This window comes from Paenibacillus sp. V4I5, assembly GCF_030817255.1.
Lineage (GTDB): Bacteria > Bacillota > Bacilli > Paenibacillales > NBRC-103111 > Paenibacillus_E.
This window is the reverse complement of sequence record NZ_JAUSZB010000002.1, coordinates 7,411,045-7,424,009: the sequence shown is the minus strand read 5'-3', so window position 1 is coordinate 7,424,009 and position 12,965 is coordinate 7,411,045. Positions and strand designations below refer to the sequence as shown.

Below are 12,965 nucleotides of genomic sequence, written 5' to 3'. Positions count from 1 at the left end.
AATCCTCTCCACTTAATTCGAAGATGCTGTTGAAGATAAGGGGGAAGTTAAGCTCCCCCTTATTGGTTGACAGGTTTAACTTATGGCTTGATATAAAATTGCGAAGGATGACCATGCCCTAAACTGCGGAATTCATCGGCATGAACCAAATCTTTCGGTACGTTACCCATTTTATTTGAGGCGACAACCAACGTTGGTGTTGGACCGGCATAACCAATCATCCATTGATTTTTTTGATGAAGCTTAATGATCTCATTGCCCCATTTATTGATATCCTCTTTACTTGTAGATGATTTCACTTTGTTCCAGTAGTCCAGAATTAACGCTACATCCCCTTCTGGTTTGACCCCTTCTTTGCCATTGGATGATGTAAACAATCCGTAATGTCCGAACCATGGGGTCAGCACTCTCAGAGGAACAAGCGTATCAGGCCGGAAAGCTACATTGACTAACGAAATATTTTCAGTGGTCGCTGGGATCTTATTCGAGTACTTGAGTTCCTGCTGAGTTCCTGCATCCACAACTTTAACGTCCATCTTAATCCCGACGGCTTGATAATACTTTTTAACTAATTCTAGAAAAGTTGCCGTGTTAGTACTTCCTTCAATAACCGTAATCGTTAAATCTGAGCCGTCTGCATTCAAACGGAAATTATTTTTATCCCGTTTGGTCAAACCTAACTCATCCAATAATTGATTGGCACGATTCACATCGAATTTGCTCCACTGGTCTGACCAACCTTTTTGGAAACCAACTAAGCCCTCCGGAACCGATGCTTGCACAGGAGCACCTAAACCATTCGTAACGATCTCGGAAATTTCTTTACGATCAACGGCAACGGACAGCGCTTCTCTAAATCGAATATCCTGAAACAGCTTGCGCAGGTTAGGGTCTGGAGTGGTCTGATTGAGTTGAATGCCCGCACTTGACCAAGTTGGCGTGGTCCACGGCAATACCCGGAACCCTGCTTTCTTCTCATTTTCTTTCAATACGGTGAAATCTTTAAAATCAAAGGTAAGAAGATTATAATCTCCCGCTAGTGTACCAAGAACTCTTTGAGCGGGGTCTTGAACTTTAGTAGCGACAATGCGGTCCATATAGGGGAGTTGGTTGCCTTCGCTATCCACTTTCCAAAAGTAGGGATTGCGTTCCATAATAAATTGATCACTATTCGGATCATTTTTAGCGACCCAAGCTCTTAAAGTCGGGATTTGTGGGTTTACCCAATAATAATAGCCCGTTGCTACCAAGAATGACTTAACATCCTCAAAGCCCCATTTTTTTGCGATCTCTAGAGCTTTCTCTTGGCCTACAAATTCAGGCAGTATCGTTTTTTGGAAATGTGCCGGTGCAAAGAACCATTTGTTGTCAATGGCAACACGCTCCAGGAACAGCACACTTGGATACTTATGTACAACCTTAAAGCTATAATCGTCAATTTTCGTAACTTTAGCTAAAGCTTTTTCCCCTGTCACAGGATCGACGGAGTAATAAGCGTCATATATTTTTTTGCCGAAGGTTTCTTTCGTCAGCATGTGCTCCCAGTAGAACAGGACATCATCAGCTGTGAATGGCATGCCGTCTGACCACTTCATGCCCTTCCTTAAATAAATGGTGAATTCGGTTGAATCTTTATTCACTTCAAAACCTTTGGCCACATTAGGTTCAACAGCGCTTCCATCCTTGTTAAAACGGAAAAGCGCCTCCTCTGTCGGTTGACCGACTGCCCAACGATCATTAGGCCCGGACCAAGGCATTTTCCAGTCGCCGCCATATTTGCCGATCTCTTCGGTTACTTTTTCCACCATAATATCTTCCTTAATCGGCATACGTTCAATCACAGGTTTCAACGTGCCTGCACCGACGAGCTTAGTTAACATCGGGGCCTCTTTGTAGCCGTCAGCCTTCACTGGTGCAGAGGCAACAGGCGCTTTCGTTGCCTGAACATCTGAACTTGGCTTTGGATCACCTTCACTCTCACATGCTGCAAATACAACGGCAAAGATCAACATCATCCCTACAAAAAACAACTTGTTCTTGTTCAAACCAATCCCCTCCATGATTATACTGGTACTTCAATCTTCTTCATCAAGCTCTGAAAATTGTTTCCCTTCACCTCCTAGGTTGATCACGCATTAAACCGGTTTAATACAGATGAGTAGTACGTAGGTCGTAAATCAAGTTAAGTATATATGGAGTTAAACCGGTTTAATTGAATTTACAAAAAAAATAATTGTAAGCGCTTAATACTTTGCGAGTTAAGAGGACTTAGCACTCCCTCAATTAAACCGGTTTAATACAGGGGCAGCATAGGTGTATGCGCTTTATCATTTTGTAATATCGTACATCGGATTTACGTCTATTGCAACATTTTTTTTGGAAGAAATTAGGGGGAGTACAAAGCAGGAATGCCACTGTCCAAAGCTAAAACAAGTAACCACGCGTCCGTGCTGAATAAGCTCGAACGCGCTTATTCAGGAGCAACCCAAACCCAAAACATATAAATTCAAAAAAGACCCTGGGGGTTCACCTGCCCACAGAGCCTTTCTAATGAATCCTTCTTATTTCATAGGACTTTGACTTTTCCTTTTTTATGGGTATACATGCGATGATCCGCTTGGATAATTAATTCGCCTAAGGTTACGGGCATAGCTGGATTGTAATGAAATAATCCGAGACTAATCGAAAGATGATAGATTCGACCAGCGCCTAAATTAAAGCTATGTAACCTTTGCTGGATTTTCAAGATGATTTCCTGTTCAAATGTATCTAAGCTGGGTGAAAGTCCATGCGTATCCGGTAAAATAACGGTGAACTCATCTCCACCCATACGGGCAATAATATCAGAATCAAAGAAAACTTCTTTCAATATATTTGCCGTATCCATTAAGGCCAAGTCCCCCATATGATGACCATGGGAATCGTTAATTTGTTTCATGCCGTCCAGATCGGCAACAATCAAATAAAAGCCATTGCCTTCCTGACCATTCGCATGTATAAACTGCTGCGCCTGGTTAAAAAAACCTCGACGATTGTAGAGACTCGTCAGCTCATCAATAATCGATAAGTTATACAGCTCGTCCTGAAGTCGATGACGTTCAATTGCATAACGCATGGAACGCATAATGACCGAACTGTTGACTTGTCCTTTAATCAAATAATCCTGAGCTCCATGCTGTACGGCATTTATTGCAACCTTCTCATCATCAAGCCCGGTCAGTACAACGATTGGGATAGCAGGCGCTTGCTCCCGAAAGCTGATGATTGTTTCCATGCCATGACTGTCCGGAAGTGAAAGATCAAGTAAAACAACGTCAAATGCATCCTTGGTTATCAGTTCAATGCCCGTTTCCAACTGATCGACCCATTTCAATGCAATATTCTGATTATCTGTATCCGATAAAACTTCTCGAATCAATCGAGCATCTCCCGGATTATCTTCAATTAATAAAACCTTGATCAAAAGTTCTACCTCCTAGGCAGCTTAACAAGCGTAAGCCAAAAATTTTCAATCGATCTTACGACTGTTAAAAACTGCTCTAGGTTGACAGGTTTGGTGATATAACAATTCGCATGCAGATCATAAGCTCTTAAAATGTCTTGCTCTGCTTCAGAAGTCGTTAAAATAATGACTGGAATATACTTCAGCAGCGGATCTTTTTTGATTTCGGCAAGAACTTCAGTGCCATTGATTTTGGGAAGATTTAAATCTAATAATATAATGTCCGGCACAATTGCTTCCTGGTAGCTGCCTTCGCGTTTGAGATAAGCCAAAGCCTCTTCACCATCTTCAACCACGCTCAAATTATTGTTTATTTTCCCTTCCTTCAGCACTTCGACAATCAAACGAATATCTCCGGGATTATCTTCTACTAATAGAATTTCTACATTCTGACTGAGCTTATTATCAATCATATCATCTGTTCTCCTCTGTCTGGCAGCGTGAAGTAGAAGGTTGTCGAATAACCAGCTTCGGAATCAACCCATATTTTCCCACCATGACGTTCTATAATTTTTTTACAAATAGATAACCCTATACCAGTACCCTGGTATTTTGTTTTATTATGGAGCCTTTGAAAAATGAGGAAAATTCGGTCCCGATACTTCGGATCAAAACCAATGCCATTATCGCGAACTGAAAATAACCACTCATTTCCCTGCTGTTCAATCCCGACATGAATGATGGGTGCGCGGTTGGCATCGCGAAACTTAATGGCATTACCAATTAAATTTTGCAATAATTGCACCATTTGTGTAGGATCAGCCAGCAATGTAGGCAAAGGATCATGCGTGACCAACGCATCACATTCTTGAATCGCATGCTTTAGATTCGTAAATACATGATGCAGCACCACTTCAAAATCAACAGACTTTAGCTCCTTCCCCTTCGTACCCACCCTGGAAAAAGCCAATAAATCGTTGATCAAATTCTGCATGCGCTGCGCACCATCAACTGCGTAATGAATAAAATCATCCGCGTCCTGATCTAATTTACCTTGGTATCGCTTCGCTAATAGCTGCACATAACTGGCTACCATTCGTAAAGGCTCCTGCAAATCGTGCGAGGCTACATAAGCAAATTGCTCTAATTCCGCATTGGAACCAGCCAAGTCTTCCTTTTGCCGCTTAAGCTCAAGCTCATTGTCTTGAATATTATGCGACATTTGGTTAAATGCCTCACATAGCTGCAGCAGCTCGACGGGAGCTGATTTCATACTGCTGTAATCGATTTTATAATGATAATCGCCTTGCTTCAGTCGCTGAACCCCTTTCAATAAATGCTGAACGGGATATTCAATGTGATACGATATTCGCAGCATCACGATAAACCCGAATGTAAGCACGATACAAATGATTAAAATCATAACAAGTAATTGTCTGTTAAAGGTTCGATACACTTCGTCCCGCTCAATTTCGTTAACAGCTATCCATTTTCCGTCATTCACCAACTGGTAAGTCCCGAAAACTTCCTTGCCTCGGTAACTCTCATAAGTCGTGGTTGCTTGTATACCTTGCTTCGCTCGTTCGAGAATATCGCTGTTCAATTGAAACTCCAACCGTTTCCAATTTCCCTCGAATCGCGATTCCGTGATTAGATAGCCGTTGCGATCAATCAAATAGGATTCACCGCTGTCTCCATAACGAAATTGCTCCATGAGCTTATCGATTGTCTTTAACGAAACCGTTCCATAGATAACACCATCAAATTGCTTCTTTTTATCCATAACAGGAGCGGAAAATAGAATCATCGGTTGATTAGTAACTTTACCGAGCAGCACATCAGATATATATTCACGGCCTTTGGCGGCTTCTTCCAAATAGGTTCGTTCGGTAAAATAAGCGCCAATTTGGTTCATGGTGCTAAATTCCACAATGCCTTCTTTATTCGCAAAAGAGACCGCTTCAAACTCCTGTTGATGTGACGCAAAAAATGTAAGGTTATTTTGAATATCGTCAATATCAAGCTCTATGGTCGATTGTAAATTAGCTAGATTGCGGATTTCAGAAGCTCTTGTAGCTACCCAACTATCTATGCCTGTTTGCTGAATCGCACTATCTTTTCGCATCGAATTAATCTGATTGTTTTCCGTTTGGCGATACTGTAAAAAGGAATAAGATGAAATTGTAAGCAGTCCAACCATAAGCACTAAGGAAATTCCCAAAAACCGCAATCGTGCTTTTAAGCTTTGAAATCGAAGCAATCGCAATAAGAGGTTCATTGGTTCTTCACCATCAATCCAGAATAAGGGTCGCCTTATCCTTTATATAATTCACATCGGCTTCTTTCAATTCATTTTGAAGCTCTTTCCCTGACAAAATATGATTTAACGCTGCATTTATGGCATCATTCGCTGAATTGGTAAACAAATGCCCCGGGTTAATCGATGTTGGATGAAGCTGCAGTGCTTTCTGAACATCTTTCATTGCCGGATTGGTGTACTCGGCAATCACATCTTTAAATGCAGATAATGCAACGTTTTTGCTATAAATCGCCAGCATCTCTTTATCGAGCAGAAGTGACAATAAATATTTAGCTTTTACGGGGTGTAATGTCTTTGCATTAATCGAAACCTGCTTGTCCGGCGCTGCTGCCATAACTGTTTTTCCATTCTGATCCGGCAGGGCGAAAAAACCCATTTTGAAATCAGCCGTCTTACTATCTACAACCCCAGGCGTCCAACTGCCCATCAACTGCATAGCGCCTTTTCCGTCAATAAATTGCTGAGTCGACTCCTCATAGCCTATTTGTAAAGCATCCGGATTAAAGAAACCTTTGTGGGCGAGATCGGCAAATTTCTTCATCGCGTTGTTGACCTCAGGACCGTCAATTTTCACTTTGCCCGCATATAAATCCAACTCAAAATTAGGGTTTTGGAGAAACTCTGACGTTGCGGCTATGGGCAAATAAACGCCCTGAATCGTCCATACATCTTTAAATCCGCCTATGATCGGCGATAACCCAGCTTGCTTGATTTTGGCGTTTAAAGCCATAAATTCATCCCACGATTTGGGCGGCTCCAACTGCAGACGATCAAAAATAGTTTTATTATAGTACACGCCAAAGGTGCTCACATCAAGAGCCGCTCCAAAGGTTTTCCCTTTGTAAGCGACCGTTTGCTTCGCGGAATCTATCATTCGCTGGGTCCATGACTGATCCGATAAATCCAACAAGTAACCCGCTTTGGCGTATTCTTTGATCTTCTGATTAAATAGGATATCGGCGGCTTGGCCTGATTTTAACTGGTTTTCCGTGACCTCGGCAAAATTTTTCTCATCCAATTTGTCCCACCGGATCGTAGCGTTCGGATATTTCGCTTTAAACTTCTTCTCAACCGAATCAAAGTATCCGTTTTTATCTTGAGCCCAATAGGATACACGAAGCGTAAATGCCTCATCGGTTTGTTCTTCCTGTATCTGAGCTTTTCCATTCGATGGAACTGGTTGCTTTGCCGCTTTGCTGCACCCTGCCGTAGTGATTATAAAGGACAATGCCGTCAGACCAATGATCCATTTGCGCATCCGTTCATTCCTCCTGATTAGTTATAAACTTCGAGCTCATAAATTCTGGCGTAACCGTCAAATCCCGTCTGTGTCCCTTGTGTAATGTACAATCTGACGTATCTTCCTGTTGCGTTCACATTGCGATCCGTAGAATTGGCTGTGTTTCCCGTCACCGTATCGGCATCGGTGAAATTAGTACCATCATTACTCACTTGCAATTTGTAATCCTTGGTATTGAAATTGGCAGATTCTCCATTTACAGCCGCGTGCTTCACGACCCAACGGCTAATGTTCGTCATATAGCCAAGGTCTATCTTCAACCAATTCGGGGATTGCGCGATGGATGCCCATTTCGTACCCGTCGAACCGTCAACAGCATATTGCGGCGCTTCACTAGGCAAATTATAGGCATTTGCCGTCGCTGTCTTGTTAAACGCTGTATTTCCGCTTGCTGTACCATATACTTCGAATTCATCAATTCTTGCATAACCGTCATAACCGATTTGTGTGCCTTGCGTTATATATAGTCTAACATATCTGGCATTGGTATTGATGTTTCGATCTGTCATATTTGTCGAATTTCCTGTTACCGTGTCGACATCCGTGAAATTGATGCCGTCGTTGCTCACCTGCAGCTTAAAATCCCGTGTATTATATATCGCTGATTCTCCGCCCGCTCCCGCGTGTTTAACGACCCAACGCTTCAAATGATAAGACTTACCTAAATCGATTTTCAGCCAGTTGGGTGATGCCGCGACGGATACCCATTTGGTACTTGTTGAACCATCGACTGCATACTGCGGCGCTTCACTCGGCAAATTATTAGCATTTGCTGTGGCTGTTCGATTCAAGGCAATGTTCGTCAAACCATGGACTTCGAAATCGACAATTCGAGTAGTGCTAGCTCCATCCTGCTGACCTGCCGTTACATAGAGACGGACATATCTGCCGTTTGCGGATACATTCCGATCTGTGAGATTGGCGGTATTCCCCGTTACAGCATCAACGTCGTTAAAGTTCGTGCCGTCACTGCTGATTTGCAACTTATAGTCTTTTGTATTAAAAGCGGTAGATTCGCCGTTATAACCTGCGTGTTTGACAACCCAGCGGCTAATATCATAAGAAGCCCCCAAATCGACCTTCAGCCAATTAGGTGCTGCCGCAGTTGAAACCCATTTGGAGGTGCCCATGCCATCTACGGCGTGATTAGCTGTATCCCCACCCGAAGCGCTGTTGCTTGTTGCCGTTTTATTCTGCGAAATTGGAAGGGAATAAGTGCTCAGATCCTTGTCGTAGACATTCACGCTGCCTCCGCCGATACTGACGCTTTTGACAATATTCCCCCAAAGTAAAGAATCATAGATGTTTAAGGTACCGCTAAAAGATGAAGTCGTTCGCGCAAAGTTTTGCGTTGTGCTGCTTCCCGCTTGAAGTCCAATCATCTGGATCGTTCCGCCGCCTTCAACGGATACGTTTGGACCGGAAGAGGTATCGACGGAAGGCAAATAAAATGTTGCATTTTGCGGTCCAGCGCCCGCACCTTCTTTAATCGTACGAATACCTGATTTCACACCGAAGGAATCAACAGCGAATGTTTTCAGATCATTACCATTGCCGACAGTCAGGGCATCCGTATTAGCCAGTGTATAGTTTACGGCATGAGTAAAGCCATACGTATGAGGACTATTGTTATGTTTGGATTGAAAGTGTGTACCAAAGGTGACGACCGTTTGCTCCACCCAGCCGCGCTGCGTTCCGCCGCCCACATAAACTGCCTTTTTGGCCGCATTGATCCAATTGCCAGAAACGACAAAATCATTCGATGCATTCGTGGCAAAATCAGCGCCATTGTAGCTATTTTCAAGCTCGACGTATTTCATCCAGGTACCTGAGCCTGCACTACGTACGACATACGGATACGTATGAATCGGATACAGCGTTCTTAAATCGGATGGAATAGAAGCGTCGCTGCCATTCACAAAGCCTTGCTCAGGATGAAAGACGGTCAACCCGCGGACACCCGAGTTCGCATTCAACGTGATGAAGGCCGTCGCCGTATCCGGTGAAGCAGTATCCTTGCCGTCATAGGCAAGCAAAACCGTTGTATCTAGATTTTCATGCGCATGCAAGTAATCGTAGCTGCCTCGCAGTTCAACACCGCTTGGAACATTCAATGTTGTAGAAATCTTATATGAGCCTGGAGGCAGAAAAACAGTTCCGCCTCCGGCGTTGCCTGCATCCGTTAACGCGGTCTGAATCGCGGTGCGGTCATCAGTGATCCCTTTCCCTGTCGCATTGTATGGCGTATTTTTTACATTATAAAAATTCGTATCACTTGAAGGCTTCTTCGCAGGAGCAAACGTATAATGTTGTCCGCGTGCTTGCCACACCTGATCAAGATTGAGAAATTCACCAACCTCCGGTCGCAAATAATCCTGCTGAACGGAAGCGTTAATTCTCGACATAGCTCCATAGGAACCGTTAGAGGTGGCCGGACCTTGTTCCATCAAAATTCCCATTTTCGCATCGTTGACGCTAATATCGTACATCGTTAACCCGTCGTTTTTCCATAGTTTCATCCCATATAAAAATGAGTTTGTGTAATTTTTAATGTAACCAGCCTGCGTGCTGTCCGGTTTATTGGTGATCGCCGAAGGCGCATTTTTCCATATTCCCGTATCCATAAACACATTCGTTACGTAGGAATATTCATAATTGCCATCCATCGTAATGCCCTGAAACAAAAAGGTACCGTAAACATTACTTATATTGGTGCCGCTAGCGGATGAAAAATGGATGCCTTTAAACGAATTGTAGAACGTTACATTGGCTACATTCGCCGCAAAAGAATTCGAATCAATCGTGTACGGGTATGTGGTAGGCGTAAACACGCCCCCCGCGTAGCTGCCTTGATTCGGATACCAAATACTGAGATTGCGTACGGTCGTATTCGGCGCGTTCAAAGAAATCACTGATGCAGTCGTACTGTAAGCAGCCAATATCGTACCCGCAGCCGGTATGCCGTCCAGTGGACTTTTCCAATCCCCGCGCAGTGTTACATTGGTAGGAATCGTCAAGCCTCCGTTCAATCGATAAGTCCCCGCAGGTAGAAATACGACACCGCCGCCCATTTCCCGCGCTTGATCAAGAGCCGCCTGGATGGTTGCTGTCGCATCATTCGTCCCCGTTGTATCCGCGCTCACCGTTACATTGGCTACAACCACCTCCTCCGAGGTAAGTAAGCCGGTTTTGATCGTTGGAGCAGGATACGCTGGTGTAGCCCCTCGCTTTGTAAACGTGATGCTGTCCAAATAAGCCGCTGGATCCGGACCGCCAAATTCAATCGTCAGCACATGTGTCCCTGTGCTTAAATGAACAGGCATTGGCACCGTATAGTCCTGGAAAGTTGTGCCTGTTATAGCAGCCGTTGCACCGAGCTGAATGCCGTCTACAAGAGTGGTTATCGACGATTTCGTTGTGGAACTACCCATTTTTGCTCGGAATTTGATATCATGCCAGCCAGCATTCGCGCTGCTGACATTCACGGTATATTTCAGATATTCACTTACATATCCCGCTGTTGACGAGCCGCTGACCTGATCATTGGAACTTACCACGTAGCGATAAGTTGCCGAATTAATCACTTCTTTAAAAATATCGATATTTTGCACATCCCGATACGTGGTATCGCGAGTCATTTGTGAGGACGGGTGCGCGAAATAAACATCATTCATCGTACCTGTGTTAAAATCCTCCGCCTCAAACGTTCCAGGTACTTGAATCGTAGAAAATGGCGTTCCATCTGAAGCATGCGCAATTTGCGGCAGCATCCATGGAAACAAACTCAACACCAAAAAGAAACTCAAAATAACAAGACTAACGCTATTTTTCTGAATAAACACGATATCATTTCCCTCCAATATGGTTTGACCTATGAATTTAGGTCTAATTACCTAAGAATATTTTACCATAAACGAAGGAATTAATAATATAAAACTACAAATTTCGCATATATTCTACACGTGTCAAATTTTTAGAGATCGTCAGACCTTGAACTCTTGATTGAATTAAATGATAGCCTCTAGCAATCAGCACAAGAACAAAAAGGGCTGTCCCATCGGTCATTAATGACAGAAGGACAGTCCTTTGTTAAGTTATCATTTAAGCCTGGCTATTCCTTCTTCAATGCATTTCAGCACGTTATCGATTTGTTCCAATAGCCATCTTGGGAGGTTAAGGTTCTAGTGGAAGTACCGGCAAGATGGGGGGAGAAAACATAAAACAACTAAAATTCTATCCGTTTGTATTATGAAGTCAGCCAGTAATTACTGGTTGGCATTTTTGTGCTTTGCACTCTTTACCACCAGTAATGAATTTAATATGTCCACTTTTACTAAGTAAAATCCATTTTAATGGTTGTTAGAAAAACGATACTGTTTGTGTCAGTAAATGCTTTTTTGAAAATCATATTTGTTTTCCTGAACACAAAAAATCCGTCTAGTTCGCAGATACGAAATACTTAAATTGATAAGGCTGTTTACTTAAGAAGATGAATAAGGACAAAATAAGTGCTACTAACTCTCCTTTTATTTAAGGGTACTTTTTAGTACCTATATACCTAAATAGTCCCTATAGTACTTAAAAGTACGTACTTACCAAAAACAACTTAATGGTTTTATAATAGCACTTGTGAAGCGAAAGTAAAGCTTACAGCTGTTCAAAATACATGTCATTAGGAGGCAAAACATGAACCACTCATTATCACAATCTGCAGCACAACATAAAGTGAGGCAAAAAACAGGAACATGGGCGCTTCTTGCCCTTGCCATTAGCGCATTTGGAATCGGAACAACCGAGTTTGTTCCAGTAGGCCTGCTCGCGTCCATCGCGAATGACTTAAACATTGGCATTACGCTTGCTGGCCTTCTAATTTCTGGTTATGCGATTGGTGTCGCGGTCGGAGCCCCGATCCTTACCGCGCTTACCAATCGGATGAGCCGGAAGTCCTTGCTTATGACGCTGATGGTTGTTTTCATCATCGGTAACGTTATCGCTGCACTTTCACCGTCTTTTGAAATATTGCTTATTGCACGTTTCATCACCGCATTTTCTCATGGTGTCTTTTTCTCCATTGGAGCGACCATTGCTGTTCAGCTAGTATCTCCAGAGAAAAAGGGCAGTGCCATTGCACTCATGTTCACTGGTCTTACCATCGCCATTGTTACCGGTGTTCCTTTGGGGACATTTATCGGGCAAGCTTTCGGCTGGAGAGCGACTTTCTGGGGCGTTGCCTTGTTGGGTGTCATTGCGATCATTTCCAGTGCCGCACTCATTCCTAAAAATCTTAAGCAATCTCCACCAGCTAAATTTTCAGATATGTTCCGTTTGCTCACCAATGGCCGTTTGGTCCTGGGCTTTCTGATCACGGCATTCGGTTATGGCGGGACGTTTGTTGCTTTCACTTATTTAACTCCACTCCTACACGATGTGACTGGCATAAGTCCTGGCATGATTAATATTATCTTGATCATTTATGGTGTGGCTGTTGCATTCGGTAACTCAGCTGGTGGCAAATTAGCCAATAAGAATCCTTTACGCGCACTATTTTGGATGTTTATTATTCAAGCAGCTGTTCTAATCCTTTTAACATTCCTTGCTCCATTTAAAGTGGCTGGCGTGATTGGTGTTATCTTAATGGGCTTGCTTGCTTTCATGAATGTGCCTGGTCTTCAACTATATGTCGTCCAGCTGGCTGAAAAGTATGTGCCATCAGCGGTCGATGTTGCATCCGCGATCAATATTGCAGCGTTCAACGTCGGTATTGCTATTGGCTCAATCGTCGGTGGGGTTGTTATTGACTCCATGGGACTTGTTCATACCCCATGGATTGGTGCTTTAATGGTTCTCGTTGCCATCCTGCTCACTGGTATTTCTGCTAAGCTGGAACGGAAATCATAATAGGA

The 12,965-nt window shown here is 43.3% G+C and carries 7 protein-coding genes; 1 reads left to right on the top strand and 6 read right to left on the bottom strand.

Annotation, left to right across the window (positions count from 1 at the left end; translation table 11 throughout):
* Positions 1–80: 80 nt before the first annotated feature.
* From QFZ78_RS35300 to QFZ78_RS35275, 6 genes are all read right to left on the bottom strand, one after another.
* A complete protein-coding gene (locus tag QFZ78_RS35300; protein WP_307554345.1) occupies positions 81–2,045 on the bottom strand; it encodes an ABC transporter substrate-binding protein in 1,965 nt (654 codons plus the stop codon).
* 521 nt (positions 2,046–2,566) lie between these two features.
* Positions 2,567–3,463 (bottom strand): GGDEF domain-containing protein, encoded by an 897-nt coding sequence (locus tag QFZ78_RS35295; RefSeq protein WP_307554343.1) that lies wholly within the window; start codon positions 3,461–3,463, stop codon positions 2,567–2,569.
* Positions 3,464–3,468: 5 nt separating this feature from the next.
* Positions 3,469–3,915, bottom strand: coding sequence for a response regulator (locus QFZ78_RS35290; protein ID WP_307554341.1), 447 nt, complete (start codon positions 3,913–3,915; stop codon positions 3,469–3,471).
* Positions 3,912–5,720, bottom strand: coding sequence for a sensor histidine kinase (locus QFZ78_RS35285; RefSeq protein ID WP_307554339.1), 1,809 nt, complete (start codon positions 5,718–5,720; stop codon positions 3,912–3,914). Before QFZ78_RS35285 ends, QFZ78_RS35290 begins: the two co-directional genes overlap by 4 nt.
* A gap of 13 nt (positions 5,721–5,733) precedes the next feature.
* Positions 5,734–7,020, bottom strand: a complete 1,287-nt coding sequence (locus tag QFZ78_RS35280) for an ABC transporter substrate-binding protein (RefSeq protein ID WP_307554337.1) — start codon at positions 7,018–7,020, stop codon at positions 5,734–5,736.
* A gap of 17 nt (positions 7,021–7,037) precedes the next feature.
* Positions 7,038–10,904: a galactose-binding domain-containing protein gene (locus QFZ78_RS35275; protein ID WP_307554335.1), complete on the bottom strand. Its 3,867-nt coding sequence runs from the start codon at positions 10,902–10,904 to the stop codon at positions 7,038–7,040.
* 844 nt (positions 10,905–11,748) lie between these two features.
* Between QFZ78_RS35275 and QFZ78_RS35270 the strand changes: the two genes are divergently transcribed.
* Positions 11,749–12,960 (top strand): MFS transporter, encoded by a 1,212-nt coding sequence (locus QFZ78_RS35270; RefSeq protein WP_307554332.1) that lies wholly within the window; start codon positions 11,749–11,751, stop codon positions 12,958–12,960.
* The last annotated feature ends 5 nt before the right edge of the window (positions 12,961–12,965 follow it).